This window comes from Ruminococcus sp., from assembly GCF_017650195.1.
Lineage (GTDB): Bacteria > Bacillota > Clostridia > Oscillospirales > Ruminococcaceae > Ruminococcus.
Genome location: NZ_JAGCFH010000140.1, coordinates 1 through 17,448, shown reverse-complemented (window position 1 = coordinate 17,448; position 17,448 = coordinate 1). Strand labels below are relative to the sequence as shown.

14 protein-coding genes, 1 tRNA gene and 1 riboswitch are annotated in these 17,448 nt (G+C 39.8%); of the genes, 4 read left to right on the top strand and 11 right to left on the bottom strand.

Going from position 1 to position 17,448, the window contains the following annotated elements:
* From J6U00_RS06450 to J6U00_RS06405, 10 genes are all read right to left on the bottom strand, one after another.
* The coding region (locus J6U00_RS06450; protein WP_296580308.1) for an ABC transporter permease at window positions 1-2,551 on the bottom strand (2,551 nt) is incomplete at its 3' end.
* On the bottom strand, window positions 2,548-3,231 hold the full coding sequence (locus J6U00_RS06445) for an ABC transporter ATP-binding protein (protein WP_296580305.1): 684 nt from the start codon (window positions 3,229-3,231) through the stop codon (window positions 2,548-2,550). The genes J6U00_RS06445 and J6U00_RS06450, both read right to left, overlap by 4 nt.
* Before the next feature lie 113 nt (window positions 3,232-3,344).
* Window positions 3,345-4,349: a HAMP domain-containing sensor histidine kinase gene (locus J6U00_RS06440; protein WP_296580303.1), complete on the bottom strand. Its 1,005-nt coding sequence runs from the start codon at window positions 4,347-4,349 to the stop codon at window positions 3,345-3,347.
* Window positions 4,349-5,020 (bottom strand): response regulator transcription factor, encoded by a 672-nt coding sequence (locus J6U00_RS06435; protein WP_296580299.1) that lies wholly within the window; start codon window positions 5,018-5,020, stop codon window positions 4,349-4,351. Before J6U00_RS06435 ends, J6U00_RS06440 begins: the two co-directional genes overlap by 1 nt.
* Window positions 5,021-5,141: 121 nt before the next feature.
* Window positions 5,142-6,095, bottom strand: a complete 954-nt coding sequence (locus J6U00_RS06430) for a DMT family transporter (RefSeq protein ID WP_296580296.1) — start codon at window positions 6,093-6,095, stop codon at window positions 5,142-5,144.
* Window positions 6,095-7,198: an ABC transporter ATP-binding protein gene (locus tag J6U00_RS06425; RefSeq protein ID WP_296580293.1), complete on the bottom strand. Its 1,104-nt coding sequence runs from the start codon at window positions 7,196-7,198 to the stop codon at window positions 6,095-6,097. Before J6U00_RS06425 ends, J6U00_RS06430 begins: the two co-directional genes overlap by 1 nt.
* Window positions 7,191-8,213: an iron ABC transporter permease gene (locus J6U00_RS06420; protein WP_296580292.1), complete on the bottom strand. Its 1,023-nt coding sequence runs from the start codon at window positions 8,211-8,213 to the stop codon at window positions 7,191-7,193. The genes J6U00_RS06425 and J6U00_RS06420 overlap by 8 nt, the downstream gene beginning before the upstream one ends.
* Window positions 8,214-8,215: 2 nt before the next feature.
* A complete protein-coding gene (locus J6U00_RS06415) occupies window positions 8,216-9,328 on the bottom strand; it encodes an ABC transporter substrate-binding protein (RefSeq protein WP_296580291.1) in 1,113 nt (370 codons plus the stop codon).
* A 1-nt stretch (window position 9,329) separates the two neighbouring features.
* Complete coding sequence (locus J6U00_RS06410; protein ID WP_296580290.1) at window positions 9,330-10,241, bottom strand: hypothetical protein; 912 nt, start codon at window positions 10,239-10,241, stop codon at window positions 9,330-9,332.
* A 48-nt stretch (window positions 10,242-10,289) separates the two neighbouring features.
* Window positions 10,290-11,330: a sirohydrochlorin cobaltochelatase gene (locus J6U00_RS06405; RefSeq protein WP_296580288.1), complete on the bottom strand. Its 1,041-nt coding sequence runs from the start codon at window positions 11,328-11,330 to the stop codon at window positions 10,290-10,292.
* A 130-nt stretch (window positions 11,331-11,460) separates the two neighbouring features.
* A riboswitch (cobalamin riboswitch) is annotated at window positions 11,461-11,658 on the bottom strand.
* Between the two features lie 278 nt (window positions 11,659-11,936).
* Between J6U00_RS06405 and J6U00_RS06400 the strand changes: the two genes are divergently transcribed.
* Window positions 11,937-14,309, top strand: coding sequence for a clostripain-related cysteine peptidase (locus J6U00_RS06400; RefSeq protein ID WP_296580287.1), 2,373 nt, complete (start codon window positions 11,937-11,939; stop codon window positions 14,307-14,309).
* A 141-nt stretch (window positions 14,310-14,450) separates the two neighbouring features.
* Here J6U00_RS06400 and J6U00_RS06395 read toward each other — a convergent pair.
* Window positions 14,451-14,526: transfer RNA gene (locus J6U00_RS06395), tRNA-Pro, on the bottom strand.
* Window positions 14,527-14,749: 223 nt separating this feature from the next.
* On the opposite strand from J6U00_RS06395, the gene J6U00_RS06390 reads away from it, so the two are divergent.
* The 3 genes from J6U00_RS06390 to glyA all read left to right on the top strand — a co-directional run.
* Entirely contained in the window at window positions 14,750-15,007 is a 258-nt protein-coding gene (locus J6U00_RS06390) for a hypothetical protein (RefSeq protein WP_296580285.1), read from the top strand.
* Window positions 15,008-15,085: 78 nt separating this feature from the next.
* The gene (locus J6U00_RS06385) at window positions 15,086-16,057 is read left to right on the top strand and encodes a dockerin type I domain-containing protein (RefSeq protein ID WP_296580283.1); all 972 of its coding nucleotides are present in this window, start codon (window positions 15,086-15,088) and stop codon (window positions 16,055-16,057) included.
* Window positions 16,058-16,197: 140 nt separating this feature from the next.
* Window positions 16,198-17,448, top strand: a 1,251-nt coding sequence (glyA, locus tag J6U00_RS06380; RefSeq protein WP_296580282.1) for a serine hydroxymethyltransferase, incomplete at its 3' end; no start/stop codon positions are given.

Sequence of the window (17,448 nt, the reverse complement as noted above, 5' to 3'; positions counted from 1 at the left end):
ATATCAATGCCTTTGTACCGTATAAAATACATTCGTAATTTAGCATTTTCTTCATATCTCTGTCTGTCATACCTACAGATTTAAGCATTGCAAATTCTCTTCTTCGCAGGTTGATATTTGTTGTTATCGTATTGAAAACGTTGGCAACTGCAATAAGAGAAATAAGCACTATAAATCCATAGGCGAATACTTTGACTATTATTACGGAATTTCGGTCTTCCTCTGCAAATTTTGCATAATTATAGAAGTATTCATGATCTACTTTGTTTTCCTTTAAAGTATTTAAAATCGCTTCATAGCCTCTATTGTCATCATCTGACAGGATTTTATATTCTACGTCGGAATACTCATTAAAGCTTCCTATCATATCCTCTTTAAAGCTATTTGGGTAAATTATCGAATTATAATCATCATCTATGAAATACGGCTTTTCAAACATGACCTTCCCTACATTAAGCTCCAGCTCATGAACACTTTCGTTATAAGATAACTCTATTACATCATTTTCATTATCGCTCGACTTATAATATATTACCTTGTCATCTCGACGAGTGATATAAGGATATCCGTCAATTTTATTGTAAACATAAGTACTCAGGCTAAAACTATCTTTATTAAAAGCTTTAAAACGTATCATACGTCCTTTATCACTGTCAAATACCAAGCTATTGTCAAAGGCAATACCAAGCGGAGCATCTTTGTTATAATAATCTTCTTCCGATAGACCGTTTTGACGGATATAATCAATAAATGTCGAATCATCGATAAAAAACAAATTCGTTTCTATCATTTTATATCCTTCACGTTCGGGGTCATACTTACTGCTTGACATAAACATGTTAGGATATTTTTCGAGCGTTTGAGGGTTAATATCTTCATCAGAAATATATACATCTTTGTAATTGTGGCTTGAATAAGAGGCACTGGTTATATATTCCGTTTTCTTAATCATATCAAGTATCTCATCTGAATCATGTTCTTTATCTTCGGAATCGTTCCAGTAAAGTACATAATCAAATCCGTAGGTGTAAAATGCGTCGTTAGCTCCACCCGTTAGATAAAATGTAAATGCCGATGCCGAAATAAAGAGCACTACGCTCATAAACAGACTTATTATAGTAGCGCGATACTTTTTCTTACTTCGCTTGAAGTTTTTATGTGCAAGTAAACCGGGAAGGCCGAAAAGCTTATAGATATATTTCGGAGTGCCGATATACCTAGATTCTTTTATATCTGCATTCTGACGTATAGCTTCAACGGCAGATATATTTGCCGCTCTTTTTGAAGGTATCCAAGCAGATATCCTTATTGTCACAAATGCTATAACAACCGCGGCAATAAGCGCTGCTGGGGAAACACATATCCGCATAGGCTCCTTAAAGGTGTCACTTGAAGTAAATAAAAGAAATTTACTTCCAATCGCAAGAAAAGTTATCCACATACCTGCTATTCCAAGAAATATGCCAAGCGGGATACCTATAATGCTAAGTATCGTCGCTTCTGAACGCACCATGCTCAGAATCTGCTTTCTTGTTCCTCCTATGGATGAAAGAAGTCCAAACTGCTTTGTTCGTTCAGAAACTGATATAGCAAAGGCGTTATAAATAAGCATTACGGAACCAAACATTATAAGTCCAATAACGATAGCGACAAGACCGAATATGACTGCATAATAGTTTTTGTATTTTGAAACTCCCTTGAATAAAAGTAGATTTGTATTGGTCGGACCTTCCAAAGCGTTATTATTCTTGAACTCATAGATGTTCTTTGCGTTTTTCATGCTGTAATATACATCATACTGCATATCTTCGGTATACTCATCAGGAACTGTAAGTGCAGTATAGCCAGGAGCAGATATATCTTCAAAAATAGGCCGCTCATAGATTCCGACTACTGTGTATTCGCGTTTTTCCCTAATGTCAATGTATTCAGCAGGATCAGCATTACCATTTTTATCGTCTACAGCTGTAAAAGGATTATACTGCATAAGAATGGCTTCATTATTTGTTGTCGGATCAAAGAACTCATCTTCTAAAACGATGCCTTTTTCGGTTGCTTTATCCGGATCTATCTTTCTGTCGCCTATCTCAAGCTTTATAGTGTCTCCTTCTTTGTAGTTTACATTGCCATTTTCTGAAAGATGTTTAGGTAGAATTATCTCACTTCTGTTCTGCGGCATTCTTCCAGAGATTATATGGACAGGTATTAGTCCTTCAGTATCCTCTTCAAATCCTGATATATATAAATAAGGCTTGTAATCATTGCAGCTGTTTATTTCGGCGTATCCTATATAACTCAAAACACCCTTATCTTTTATTAAATCTGAGCCGGCAATAACCTCATAAGTCTCTTTGTCTACATTTGTCTCCATTGCATCATATTTGCCGTTTGAGAATTCCATAAAGTCAATCGCATACTGCCTCGCAGAAGCGAAGGATGTCGTTACAGCACAGATAAGAGCAGTTGAAAGTATGATACCTATGATCGTAACAAATGTACGCATTTTGTTCTTTTTCAGCGACTTTACAGTCAGTCTGTTAAATATGTTCATTTACGTATCACCTCGTCACGCGTTATCCTTCCATCTTCAATAGCAAGGATCCTATCAGCCTGAAGTGCGATATTCTCGTCATGAGTAATAATAATAAGGGTCTGATTATACTTCTTATTTGAATATTTTAGGAGTTCTACTATCTCCTGGCTGTTTTTGCTGTCTAGGTTTCCTGTTGGTTCATCTGCAAGAACGACTGACGGCGCGTTCATAAGGGCTCTTCCTATAGATACTCGCTGCTGTTGTCCACCAGATAACTGATTTGGAAGATGATTTTCACGTCCCTTAAGTTTTAATGTGTCAAGTAGTTCGTTTAAACGTTCATTATTTATCTGCTGACCATCCATAAGCACAGGAAGAGTTATATTTTCCATAACATTAAGAACAGGTATCAGATTATAGAACTGATATATAAGTCCAACCTGTCTGCGCCTGAACACCGCGAGTTGCTCATCATTCTGCGCATATACATCACTCCCGTCCATAAAAACCTTTCCAGATGTCGGTTTATCAACTCCGCCAAGGATATGAAGCAGAGTTGATTTTCCAGAGCCTGATGGACCTATAATTGCGATAAATTCTCCCTTTTTTACAGAAAAACTGACATCATTGAGAGCATGTACCTCATTTTCTCCGTTTCCGTATATTTTGCTTAGATTTTCGACTTTCAGTATATCCATTATTTTTCTTCCTTTCCGAAGTTTATGTATATATTCTATCATGACAATATGACTTTACGGTGACTCGAAAATAACAAATCTGTCACATAAAAAAAGCGGGACTACTCCCGCTTTTATATTGTACTCTCATAAAACCTAACAATAAACATTGCTCCGCCCTCAGAAGAATTCTCTGCTTTCAGCGTTCCTTTTTGTTCGGTAATTATTGTTCTTGCAAGTGCAAGACCTATACCAAACCCGCCCTTGTCCTCGGTATCCTTGCCCTTATAGAACCTTTCAAAAATATGAGGCAGATCCTCATCAGATATCCCGCTTCCGCTGTCAGTTATCCTGATTTCGGAATAAAGAGGATTCCTTGAGCCAATCACTTTGATATATCCACCGTCAGGCGTATGCTCCATGCAATTTTTTACTATATTTCCGATAGCCTCACAACTCCATGCAATATCGCAGGATAGCTCGCCTTCTGCTTTTATTTCCAGCTGTTGACCGTGAAGTTCTATCGGTACACGCACAGGCATACATGATCTTTCAAGCAACTCCTGCATTGTCACCAATTCCTTATTGAATCGCACAGTACCAGCATCAAGCTTTGAAAGTTTTAAAAGAGCAGTTATTAGCCAGTCTATACGTGAAAGTAGCCCATAAAGCTTATGCACAGTCTGTTCTCTTTTCTCAAAAGAGATATCAGGCTCTGAAAGCATGGAAACTAGAAGATTTATCGACGTCAGAGGAGTACGTATCTGATGTGATATATCCGCCAAAAGATCGGCAAGATACAGCTTATCGTCAAGCAGGTTCGACTTTTGCTCTCGCAGACGAACCGTCATTTTGTATACCTCACTGCTAAGTAGAGCAAGCTCTCCTTCAGAACAGTTTTCAATGGTAACATTCTCGTCTCCATGTAGGATTCGGTCAATCTTTGCAGAAAGCTCTGATATCTTTTTATACCTGAAATGCTCTAGAATTATATGCGCGGCACAGAAGCATGAACAAAGAAACAGAACTGGTATGAGCAATCTTCTGTCATATATCAGTACGCCCAAAGATGCAACAGCCGAGATAAGCATAAAAACACTCAATGAGCGCTTTACTTCACTGTTTCTGAACAATTTCATCATATATCCACCCTGTATCCAATTCCGCGTACAGTTTTTATTATATTAGGATTCTGCGGGTCATCCTCAATCTTTTCCCGAAGTCTCTTTATATAAACTGTTAGCGTGTTGTCATTGACGAATTCCCCAGCAATATCCCAGATAGATTCAAGAAGCTTTGTTCTGGTCATCACTGCTCCCCTGTTGTTTATGAAAACAAGCAGAAGTCTGTACTCAAGTGCTGAAAGGAAAAGATCTCTGCCGTTTTTGCTTGCTGTTCCCTTGACTGTATCCACAAGCACATCTCCAAGCTGGGTAATGCTTCCTGTAGAGCCAGTAAGTCTCAATACATTTTTTATTCGAGAAACAAGCTCACGAGGACGAAATGGCTTTGCAATATAATCATCTGCGCCAAGATCGAAGCCGGTAACTGTGCTGAACTCGTCTCCAGAAGCTGTAAGAAATATGACTGGAAGGCATGTGCTTGATTTTATGGCAGAGCAGACAGCAAATCCGTTTCCGTCTGAAAGTGAAACGTCGAGTAGTACTAGATCAAACTGTTCGTTTTCGACAAGCTCCAATGCAGCAGTCTGTCCTTTGGCATTTTTTACGCTGAATCCCTCTTTTGAGAGAAATTCTGTAAGATTAGCTATTATTTCCTTGTCATCTTCTACAAGAAGTATCCTGTTCATTGTCTCTCAGCTCCGTTCAAATACTTTTTTATGTAAAAACAGCTTTTTAATATATAATATCACAAGTTTATAAATAATGCAACGAAAAAAACAGCTCATTCGAACTGTTTTAATGAAAGAATTATTTAAAAAGCTGTTTGAACTGTTCTATTCTGTGATTAATAGGCACATTAACAATAATTATTCCTGCTGCGACAAGGAAAAGAGCGACAACTGTTCCAACAAAACCGGCAGAGCTCTTTTCCATTAATATTAAATAGGACAGTACAACTCCAAAGACCGGATTCATAAAGCCAAATACAGAAACAGTTGAAACATTATTGTACTTTATAAGTGTGCTCCATAAGGAAAATGCCGTCGCAGAAACAAAGGCAAGATATACTAGCATAAGCAGTCCAAGTGTATTTACTACAGATATCCTACCCCCAAAAGTTAACCCAGAAGCTGTCATGAACATACCTCCGATAACAAACTGCCATCCGCTGAGCATAACAGGATCCTCAGTCTGAGAATACTTTTTTATAAGAGCAGATGAAAAAGCATAAGATAGAGCAGAAAGAAAAACAAATCCCTCTCCTGTTAGTTTGAATTCTCCGCCTATACCGCTGAGGTTTATCAAAACAACTCCAGAAAAACCTACTGCACACCCTAAAAGTTTGCGTAAAGTCAGCTTTTCCGTTCTGAAGACCAGAGCTGCAACAAGTATTGAAAGAAAAACGTTTGAAGCAGTTATTACAGAACTTTTCATTCCTGTACTTCTTGAAAGACCGATATAAAAGAAAGTGTACTGTGATATTGTCTGAAAGCAAGAAAGTTTAAGCGCTTTTGGAAAGGAACGCATTTTTATCATCAAAGGTTTGCGAACTACAGTACTGCCTATTAAAAGTGCAAATATACCGGCGAGTATAAAACGCAGACCAGCATAAAGTATCTGAGAAGAAGCATCCTCTGATGAAATATGCATTAATCTGCAACCAATCTTGATACATGGGAAGGCGCTTCCCCATAAAAGGCAACATATTAATGCAAGCGTAAAAACTATCGCTTTATTTGTGAATATATTTTTAGCTTTCATTAATACTCCTTCCGGAGGAGGCCGACTTTTCCTGCTTCCTCCAAAAGCATATGGCAACGTTCGTTCATTGCACCAAATCTCTCAGCTGCACAAATCACAGAGCTGCACTTTTTCATCAGTTTTAATGCTTTTTCATAGCTCTCCTGTGATACAGCTTCAAAAGCCTTTTCTGTTATCAGTTCAGATGCAAGCGCCGAAGCGACTGGGAACTCAATATCATTTTCATGTATTATTCCTGCAGCAAACGACACTCTCATACGCTGTAAATGCCGATAAACTGGTATACCTTTTCCACCACCGCCAATAACAAAGACATCCGGAACATCCTTGATGCTCTCAAGCTCCGGAGAACCGAAGCTTTCACAGAAGCTACCATTCTTTACTCCATAGAGCTCTTCAATATAGCCATTTGAAAAGATCTCATCAGGTGTGCCAATAAGGTCTGGACGATCTCCCTTTATACATAGAATAGTGTCTGAGATCCTCTGAGCAAGGTCAAGCTCATGAAGAGACATAATTATGGTAGTTTTTTTCTCATATGCAAGCTTTTTCAGTATGCTCATCAGTTCAAGCTTATACTTTATATCAAGAAAAGTAGTGGGTTCGTCAAGTATAAGCACGTCAGGTTCACGGCATATAGCTCCGGCAAGGAGCACACGCTGACGCTGACCGTCACTTATCTTTTCAAAATCTCTATATATGATATCTTCAATATCGACTTCCTTTATTGCCTCTGCGACCTTTGCTCTGTCATGTTCGGAAAGAATACCAAGTCTATCGGTATATGGATAACGTCCTGTTTCAACAACATCTAAACAGCGCATATACTCTGTTCTTACTCTTCCTGTCAGAAGCAGCGAAACAGTTTTAGCAAGCTCGTTACCGCTCAGATTTTTTAGATCGTTTTTTCCGATGAATACTGTACCTCCAATTGGGCTGAGTTCTCTACAAAGGGTCTTGATGATTGTCGACTTTCCTGAACCGTTAGGACCAATGAGTGTGAGTATCTTGCCTCTTTCAGCTGTAATCTCAACTCCGCTTATAACAACGTTTCTACCGTATCCAGCGGAAAGATCATGGGTACTTAAAGCCGTCTCACACATGTTTTTTCCCTCTTTCTTTGCATATAAGCATATATATTACAATAGGAGCGCCAAAAACAGAGGTTACTGTACTGATGCTAAGTTCCGTGGGTGCAAATACAGTCCTTGTGATAAGGTCACATAGTAGGCAAAATACCGCTCCACCAAGGAAACAGGCAGGTATAATGATTATGGGTTTTGCAGTCCTGAAAAGTGTTTTTATCAGATGAGGTACAGCAACTCCCACAAATGAGACCGGTCCAGCAAAAGCTGTAACACAGGCTGAAAGAAGACTCGAAAGAAGTATAAGTGCAATCCTAAATGCTTTAATATTCACTCCTGAATTACGTGCATAATCCTCCCCGAGCTGATAAGCGTTCATTGGCTTTGCAAGCATGAATGCACAGATACAGGCCGGAATAATTATTAATGCCGCTGTAAATGCGTCAGACCCGTCTATACCAGAAAAACTTCCCATAGACCAGTTATGAAGATTAATGATATTTGAATCATCTGAAAAGTTCACTACAAGGTCGGTAATCGACGAACAGATATAACCTATCATTACGCCGCAAACGATAAGTACTGACATTCGCCTGATCTTTCCGGAAATAAGCAATATAAGTCCCATTGAAGCCATTGAACCAACAAACGCAGCAATGACCATTTCTGCGGAATTAGCTGTGAAACCACAGGATAGCGAAAACACCATAAGCAAAGCAACCATCAGCTTAGCTCCTGACGAAACACCAAGTATATATGGACCTGCAATAGGATTAGCAAAGAAATTCTGTAGAAGGAAGCCTGATACTGCCAATGCACCACCAAGCGTAGCTGCTGCCACAGTTCTCGGTATGCGAAGACCTTTTATGATATTATATGCAACTTTGTCGTTCTCAGGACAAAGCAGAGCATTCCACAGCCTTGAAGGCGATATAGATGCACTTCCGATACATAAATTCATAATAGCGAGCAATACAAGAAGGACAGCAAGGATAATATATCCGCTGAAAATGCGTGATCTGCGCGAACTCAACTTTATCCCTCCAGACGGTAAATAAAATCCATTTTATCATTAGCGTTCCCTGTAAAAACGCTATGTAGCTCAGTTATCATATCCGCTGCACCTGTAGTCTGCTGGAACAGATTCTTTTCAGTACACCATACATTTTCGCCTTTAACAGCAGAAAAATCCTTAAGCAGTGGATATCTTTCTGTAAGATCGCTTATTGTACTAAGTTCTCCGGTTATAGTACTGTTGTATATGAGGACATCAGCATCCCATGCCTTTTCATAGAATACCTCAGGCTGAATCACCGTAGTAGACAGTGAATTCTCGTCTGTTTTTAGATCTTCATTTGAAAAGATGTACTCCCCTCCAGCCATTCTTATCATTTCCGGAACATAATCAGATGCTTTACGTACTACAACTCCACCGGATGAATTAATATAGAAAAAAGCGACCGTCTTATCTGTTTTATCATCGGATAGTATTCCGTCAATCTGAGCTGTCTTTTCCTCAAACAATTGCTTTGCTTTTTCCTCACAGCCAAAAAGTATGCCATATAGCTTGATCCATTCCATTCTTCCAAGCGGATCCTTTTCATAGCTTGAACGTTCAACAAGCACGGGTATCTTAATCTCTTCAAGCTTTTCCTTCACTTCCGGGCTATGATATATCATTGTTGATTCAATAGCAAGCGAACAATCAGATTCTATGAGTGCTTCATAATCAGGTGCACTGTATTTCCCAACATAATACATTTTTTCACTATCCAGAGCCGATTTCACCGAAGGCAAACACCAGTCTTCGTATTTTGTTGATGTCATCGTAACTTTATCAAGGGCACCAGTACCGTCTATAAGATCCATAGCAGAAGAAGCGGCATTGTAGACGTTATGCAACGGCTGTTTTATTACCGTAGCATTTCCAGTATCATCAGGGATATCAGTATTTTCAGGAACGATTATATATTTGTCAGAACCAATAGTTATACATGAACATCCGTTATCAAGGTGTTCCGCCGTAAACTCCTTGGCATACTTTAGCTCTATTTTATCAGTGCCGTTATCTATTCTGTTCTCGGAACGAAGTCTTGAACATCCGAAAAGGAATACAGCTGAGCAAAGACAAACTAATAATTTTTTCATTTTACTTGCTTATAGAAGCAGAATCAAAGAAAAGCGTGTATTCTATCTCATGGGGAGTACTCATGGCTGTCGTATTGGCAGATACAGGCATTCTATAATCAAATGTACTTACAGGTATTTCAAACACAGAGAATTCCTCGGTGCTGACTGGAAGTATCTTTTCGCCTTCAACTATCATATAATCGTATTTATTGCTGCTCCAAATAATTTCAGCTATAGCTTTGCCATCTTTGACAGTGAGTTTTGCAGGTGACTGTACTGAAGCTTTCCCGGAACCGCCGTCAAGCTCGACTTTTACATTATATTCACCGTCTTCGAGCGAAAGAGAATCAATAGAAGTTAAAGTGCCTTCACTAAACGCATCTATCGGCAGTGAATCAGCGCGGAATACGAGCTTTCTATCATACCAAGTTTTTTTGCGTTTGCTGAACGCAGCACAGTCTATCTCCTCATCAAGAGCCTCAACAGGAACTGTAAACGAAACTACCTCACCAGAAAGTACAGCAGGTATATAATTGCCTTCATCCGCTTTTTCAGCATCTTCTGCGGTTCCCATATATAGATATTCGTAACCGGTTCCACTCATTGTCATTTCAGCAGTCATTTTACTGTCGCTTACTTTGAGATTGCACGAGGTGATCTTAAACATGGATGAGCTTGAATCGACGTTTATATCGTATACTCCCTCTTTTACAGAATCCGCAGTCAAAGGCTTCATTCCTTCGTAGCCTACTTCAAGCTGTGGAGCTGTTTCCTTTTCAGTCGCTGATTCTGTCGTTGTGACTATAGTTGTCAGCTCAGCTGTGGTCAATATTGTTGATGCGGTATTGTCAATTTTCTCAGCATTATCTGAGCATGAACATATAATCGATACAAGAAAAAAGCTTAATGATATTGCAGTTATCTTTTTCATATTATCACCTTTTATCAAATAAGCCGACATAAAGTCGGCTGTATTTTTTTATTTTAATGATTCTATAGCTTTCTGAGCATGGTCTGTATAGATTTTTCTAATATCTTCATTTTCACCAAGGCCTCTGATAAGGCATTCTACCTCAAAGCCCTCAGCTTCAAAGACAGACTTCCACGAATCCTCGTCATCACCAGCCATATCGTTATTTGCATGATCGCCTGCAACGACCATAAGAGGCTCAAGAACAACCTTTTTATAGCCGCCTTCCTTCACCTTTGCAAGAACGTCATCCAAAGAAGGTTCAGCTTCAACTGTACCTACATAATAATTCTTGAATCCATCCTGAGTAAGAAGATCCTGCATTTTCTGATATATGTGATTTGATGCAGCTTCTGTACCGTGTCCCATAAAGCATATAGCAGTCTCGCCGTCATCATACTCCTGTGTCCAGTCTGTTATAGCTTTTTCAACTCTTGTGAAATCCTCGTCGCTTGTAAGGAGAGGAGCACCAATCGCAACATTTTCAAAAGCATCAGAGTAGTCAGCAATCTTTTCAGTAAGCTCGTCATATTCCAGACCGTTCATAAGATGTGTAGGCTGAACAACAAGATTTTTTACGCCATTGTCAGTAGCTCTTTTAAGAGCAGCGTCAATATCATCAATAGATATACCATCGCGTCGTAGAACATGGTCTATAACAATATTTGCAGTAAATCCACGGCGAACCGAATAATCAGGGAATGCCTTCTCAAGTGAATCCTCGATAGCACCAATAGTCAGTCGACGGCTGTCATTATAGCTTGTACCGAAGCTTATTACAAGAAGTTCATTATCTCCTATATTATCCTGATTGCGGACATTATCGAGCGATGCGTCTCCGGTATCGTAGTTTTCCTCATCATCTTCTTCAGAAGCTTCTGTTGTAGTTTCAGTTTCTGTTGTGTTTTCTGCTGTAGTTGTTGTTACTTCAGTAGTTGTTGCTTCAGTTGCTTTCTCATTATTACTGTTTTTCTGTCCGTCTCCGCAAGAAACTGCACAGGCTGTGATAGAAAGAGCAGCGGCTGCTGCTATGAGCTTTTTGAAATCCATTATATATTCCTCCATTTTTGGAGACATTATGTCGTGCGCAAAAAATACCTTCCACACTCGGCAGAAGGCATGACAAAAAAGCCCTATAATAGAGCAATGGTACGATCAATGCCTCGTGATCCGGGCTTTCAGCCCTGTACCGATAAACGGCAGGTTTCCTGACTTGCAGACAATAGCACACTATCCGCCTTCCCGATTCTTCTCAGTGGCTGCATATGTAGCTTGGATAATGCTGTCTGTATACAGTGACGAGATCGCGCAGGACTTTCACCTGCTTCCCTTTTACCTTTCGTGACACAACGAAAGCACCGCTTATCTTTTTTAATTGTAATATTCATGAATACATTGATATTATAGCATAGTTTTACTTTTTTTCAATCAAAAAGCCAGAAAATCGGAGTATTTTACAAATTGAGGCTATAAATTGAGGATAAATATGTATATTCATCTCGACAAAGCTTATTGATGCTATAACTAAATAAAGAGTTTTGTACATAAAATCCGTTTTGTAACCGCTTTTAACTTGACATTCTCTGTGAAAGCGTGTAAAATGTATTTGTATGCAGAAATTCAAGTCTGCTAATCTGAATTATTACGGAGGTAATTATGGATCCTAAACAGAACAGGCCGCAGGGCAGACGTAAAAACGTTACATCAGGCGGCAGCGGAGCACATAGAAGAGGCGAAGGCCTCGGTACAGGACCTGTCGGATCAGGCAGCTATTCAGGTGGATCGACCGGTGGAAGCGGCGGAGCAAAAAGAGCTGCTGCAGGAGGCGGCGGACTTATAACTCTTCTTATTATAGGTTTCTTTCTTTTCAAAATGATGGGCGGTTCAGGCCTCAGCGGAGGTAACGGCGGCAGTAGCGGAAGCGGTGGCCTCGGCGATCTTCTCGGTTCCCTTACAGGCGGCGGTTCCGCTCCTTCGGGATTTGATTTCAGCACCGAGGATACTGCAGTAGGTAGCGATACCAGCGACAGCGTAGTTGATACATCAGTCGCTACAGGCTCTCGTGAAAAACGTACAGTCATCAAGGGCAACGGCGAAGATATTGTTACTCTTATGGTATATATGTGTGGTACCGATCTTGAATCAAAGTACGGCATGGCTTCTTCGGACATGGAAGAAATGAGATCCGCAAAATTCGGAGATAATGTTAATGTTATAATATTTACCGGCGGCTGTTCTAAATGGAAGTCCACTGGTATCAGTAACACCGTAAACCAGATCTATCAGATAAAGAACAATCAGGTTAATAGACTCGTAAATGACGCAGGCAGTAAGGCTATGACTGACCCGAACAACCTCGCTTCATTTATCCAGTTTTGTGCAAGTAATTTCCCGGCTAACAGAAACGAACTTATTCTCTGGGATCACGGCGGTGGATCAGTTACAGGCTACGGCTATGACGAAAAGAACCAGAAAAGCGGTTCAATGTCACTTTCAGGCGTAAATCAGGCGCTAAAAAGCGGTGGAGTGAAATTTGACTTTATTGGCTTTGATGCCTGCCTTATGGCTACAGCAGAAACAGCTCTCATGCTTAATGAGCATGCAGATTATCTCATAGCATCAGAAGAAACAGAGCCTGGTATTGGTTGGTTCTACACAAACTGGCTCACCAAGCTTGGAAGCAATACTTCAACTCCCACTCTTGAGATCGGAAAGAACATTGTAGACGACTTTGTAACAGAATGCGCTAAGAAGTGCAGAGGTCAGAAAACAACACTTTCTGTAATCGATCTTGCTGAATTTTCCAATACAGTTCCCAAAGATCTTACTGCATTTGCTAAATCTGTAAATGATAAGATTGCAAAGAAAGAATACAAGGACATCTCAAACGCAAGATATGCAACACGTGAATTTGCTGAGAGCACACGTATAGATCAGGTTGATCTCGTAAATCTTGCAGAAAACATCGGAACTCCAGAGGCTAAGGCTCTTGCTTCATCTCTGAAAAACTCTGTAAAGTACAACCGTACATCTTCAAATATGACAAATGCTTACGGAGTATCAATTTATTTCCCGTATCAACGTGCTTCATATGTTGATAAGGCTTGCAGTACATATTCAGAGATTGGAATGGATTCCGAATATTCAAAGTGCATTAGACAATTTGCCAAGGTAGAGACCGGAGGACAGATTGCTGCAGGCGGCACAGGCTCCGTACTCGGCTCACTCTTTGGCGGTGCAGCTTCATCAGGATCATCGGGCAGTTCTGATATGATAGGCTCCCTTATTTCTTCCTTCCTCGGCGGAGGCAGAAGCATCGCAGGACTTGACGAATCTAATTCAGACTTCATGAGCGATACTGACGTAAACGACACAGCAGAATATCTTTCAACCCATTACTTTGACCCTTCAAAGCTTACATGGGAGGAGAAAAATGGCACATATACCATGAAGCTCTCAGAGTCACAGTGGGAAATGGTGCATAATCTCGATCTTAATATGTTCTACGATGATGGCGAAGGCTATATCGACCTCGGACTCGATAATATCTATGATTGGACAGATGATGGTGATCTTATAGCCGATACTGATAAAACCTGGCTCTCTATCAACGGAAATGTAGTAGCTTACTATCATACTGATACAGTAAAGAGCGGTAATGATACTATCATTTCTGGTTATGTTCCTGCTTTCCTGAACGGTGAAAGAGTAAACCTTATTATCCAATTCGTAAATGATGATAATGGCTCTATCGTTGGTGCTTCCACAGACTATGTGGGAGGAGAAACAGACGCAGTTGCTAAGAATCTGACTGAAATCAATCCTGGTGATACTCTTGACTTTATCTGTGACTACTACTCTTATGATATGAAGTATTTGGATAGCTATATGATAGGCGAAACGGTCACAGTTACAGAAAATATGACTATCAGCAACACTAATGTTGGATCAGGTTCCTGCCATATTCTCTACCGCTTCTCTGATATCTACAATCAGAATTACTGGTCTGAGCCGATCGTAATAAAATAAGCTAATGTAATATTAAAAATCTTTCCCCTTAAGCGGTCTGAATGCATTCATCTTCCGCTTAAGGGGATTTGCTTTACTTCTTATATTAAAAAAACCGATACTCAAATGAGTATCGGTTTTTGGGGTAATGTTGATCGCATCTGGTCTGAGTGACGGGACTTGAACCCACGGCCTCTACCACCCCAAGGTAGCGCGCTACCAACTGCGCCACACCCAGACAGGTAATCACTGCAATCAACGATATATATTATATCACCTCATTTGAATTTTGTCAAGCATTTTTTGAAATTTTTTCCGATGATTTTTGGATACATTGTTATCTTGTACGATTTTACGCAGTTTTCACGAAAAATTAATTTTTTTAGTGAACATATTAAACTCGTTTTCTATGGACAAACTAAAATAATTATGATATAATATATTATAAGGGAGTTGATGAAATGCATAGGTTTTATAAAAGAATAATTCCATTGTTCTTTTCGTTTATCTTAATGATATTATCTATTCCCTGCTCAAACGTATTTGTCTGCGCAGCTGACGGCACGTCTGAAAAAACAGTTTCCAACGGAATAACAATATTTATAATGATTGTCCTCTTTATAATTTCTGCGGTATTGGCAGGAATTATATCGTTCAGGATAAAGTCAAGAAAAATAAAAAATAAAGACAAAAACAGTTCAACCGACAGTGATAAATAAATTTCGGAGCTCATTTGTGAAAGGCTTTCAAAATTTTGCAGATTATTCTGCGTTGGAAACAGTTAGGTGGAATATTTTATGTTAATTAAAAATATACTTGCAGCTGTAAGTTCGGCTGTTATTCTGTCTGCGGCTTACATCGCAGCAAATGCTGCATATTTTGACGGCTCCGAAGTACACGGAGCGTCTGATAATGTAGCTTCAACAACTACAAGTACATTAGGAACAGCGACGGCTGCTTCTCAAACTACCGAAACCACCTCAACAACCGAACCCACTACAGTAAAAAAATATAAAATCTCATTTCTTGACTTTGATGGTAAAATATTCAAAGAACTTGAAGTCGAAGAGGGTGCAGCCATAGACTATAGTCTTGTAGACACAGGTGTTTTAGATAAACACCCCGACGCTAATACAGAAGTTGCATTTTCTTCATGGGATATAACACCTTCTGTCGCAGACAAGGATTATATCATACATTCACTTTCAAAAACTGCAAAGATTTACTATACTAAGAAACCTGACAAATACAGATACTTTTCCACAAAGGGCAAAGTCAATCTTGAAGGTTTAAAGGTCTTTATAGATCTTTCCGTTCAGACTCCGAACAAAGACAAAAATGGAGTATATATAACAGAAGAGAATACTATCGACATCTCTTCAAGCTGCATCGCAAAGCCCTCTTCCCTTTCAGCAGCTTTCACAAAGAGCGATAAAGCAACAATATCTGTATACCCTATCGGCGATAATAAAGCGATTTTTTCCTTTGATATTATATGTTATCGTGATCTTGGAGATGTAAACGAAGACGGATTTATAGATTCTATCGATGCCTCCATGGTGCTTGGCTTTTATGCAAACATCGCCGCTTCAAAGACTTATAAGGTACCTGATAATTTAAAAAAGCTTTCAGATGTCAATATGGATAACAGGATAGACGCATTTGATGCTTCATATATTCTACAATACTATGCAACAGCTTCTACTGCTAACACTTTTATTGACTGGGAAGAATTTTTCGATTATGACAAGATACTTGCACAAAAATGACCGATACCCTTGCGAATGCAAGGGTATTTTCATGGTATTTTAACATTTTTCCGTTTTCCTATTGAAATTTCTCTAAAGTTAATGTATAATTATAAAGTAATGCATTTGCGCAAATTCACTAATTTTAAAGGAGTGCTATTATGTACAACGATCTTATGGATTCAATCGGCTTCGTAAGCAGCTATGACCCTGCTGTAGGCGAAGCAATGGGCAAGGAGCTTGCTCGTCAGCAGAGAAATCTCGAGCTCATCGCAAGCGAAAATATCGTTTCTCCTGCAGTAATGGCTGCTATGGGAAGCGTTCTTACTAATAAGTATGCAGAAGGATATCCTGGTAAGCGTTACTACGGCGGCTGTCAGTGTGTTGACGAAGTCGAGGCTATCGCTATCGAAAGAGCATGCAAACTCTTTGGCGCTAAATTTGCAAACGTTCAGCCTCACTCTGGTGCTCAGGCTAATACAGCTGCTTATTTCGCAGTTCTTCAGCCCGGCGATACAGTTCTTGGTATGAGCCTTGCTGATGGTGGACATCTTACTCATGGTTCACCTGTTAACCTTTCGGGTAAATATTTCAACTTCGTATCTTACGGTCTTGATGACGAGACTGAAATGATAAACTATGATACAGTACAGTCACTTGCTAACGAGCATAAGCCAAAGCTCATTGTTGCTGGCGCAAGCGCTTATCCAAGAGCTATCAACTTTAAGAAGCTCCGTGAGATCGCTGATTCTGTAGGAGCTCTTCTTATGGTAGATATGGCACATATTGCTGGTCTTGTTGCCGCAGGCTGTCACGAATCCCCTGTTCCTTACGCAGATATCACAACAACTACCACACATAAAACTCTTCGTGGACCAAGAGGTGGTCTTATCCTCACCAACGATGAGGCTCTTGCAAAGAAGATTAACTCTGCTATATTCCCCGGAACTCAAGGCGGTCCTCTTATGCATACTATAGCTGCAAAGGCTGTATGCTTCGGTGAAGCTCTTAAGCCTGAGTTCAAGGACTATCAGCAGAGAATTGTAAAGAATGCTAAGGCTCTTGCTGATGGCCTCGTAAAGAGAGGTTTCAATCTCGTATCAGGTGGCACAGACAATCACCTCATGCTCGTTGATCTCCGTCCCTTTAATATAACAGGTAAGGAACTTGAACACAGACTTGATGAAGTTTATATAACAGTAAACAAGAATGCTATCCACAACGATCCTGAGAAGCCTTTCGTAACAAGCGGTATCCGTATCGGTACACCTGCTGTTACAACAAGAGGTCTCGGCGTTGAAGAAATGGAAAAAATCGCTGAGTATATCTATCTCTGTGCAACAGATTTCGAGGACAAGGCTGACGAGATTCGTGCAGGTGTAAATGCTATCTGCGAGAAATTCCCGCTTTAT

What these genes read in the sequence shown, in the direction of transcription:
- J6U00_RS06440 (WP_296580303.1), bottom strand. Translation starts at nt 4,349, where the DNA reads ATGAAATTGTTCAGAAACAGTGAAGTAAAGCGCTCATTGAGTGTTTTT.
- J6U00_RS06425 (WP_296580293.1), bottom strand. Translation starts at nt 7,198, where the DNA reads ATGTGTGAGACGGCTTTAAGTACCCATGATCTTTCCGCTGGATACGGT.
- J6U00_RS06400 (WP_296580287.1), top strand. Translation starts at nt 11,937, where the DNA reads ATGGATCCTAAACAGAACAGGCCGCAGGGCAGACGTAAAAACGTTACA.
- J6U00_RS06430 (WP_296580296.1), bottom strand. Translation starts at nt 6,095, where the DNA reads ATGAAAGCTAAAAATATATTCACAAATAAAGCGATAGTTTTTACGCTT.
- J6U00_RS06390 (WP_296580285.1), top strand. Translation starts at nt 14,750, where the DNA reads ATGCATAGGTTTTATAAAAGAATAATTCCATTGTTCTTTTCGTTTATC.
- J6U00_RS06415 (WP_296580291.1), bottom strand. Translation starts at nt 9,328, where the DNA reads ATGAAAAAATTATTAGTTTGTCTTTGCTCAGCTGTATTCCTTTTCGGA.
- J6U00_RS06385 (WP_296580283.1), top strand. Translation starts at nt 15,086, where the DNA reads ATGTTAATTAAAAATATACTTGCAGCTGTAAGTTCGGCTGTTATTCTG.
- J6U00_RS06405 (WP_296580288.1), bottom strand. Translation starts at nt 11,330, where the DNA reads ATGGATTTCAAAAAGCTCATAGCAGCAGCCGCTGCTCTTTCTATCACA.
- J6U00_RS06435 (WP_296580299.1), bottom strand. Translation starts at nt 5,020, where the DNA reads ATGAACAGGATACTTCTTGTAGAAGATGACAAGGAAATAATAGCTAAT.
- J6U00_RS06445 (WP_296580305.1), bottom strand. Translation starts at nt 3,231, where the DNA reads ATGGATATACTGAAAGTCGAAAATCTAAGCAAAATATACGGAAACGGA.
- J6U00_RS06410 (WP_296580290.1), bottom strand. Translation starts at nt 10,241, where the DNA reads ATGAAAAAGATAACTGCAATATCATTAAGCTTTTTTCTTGTATCGATT.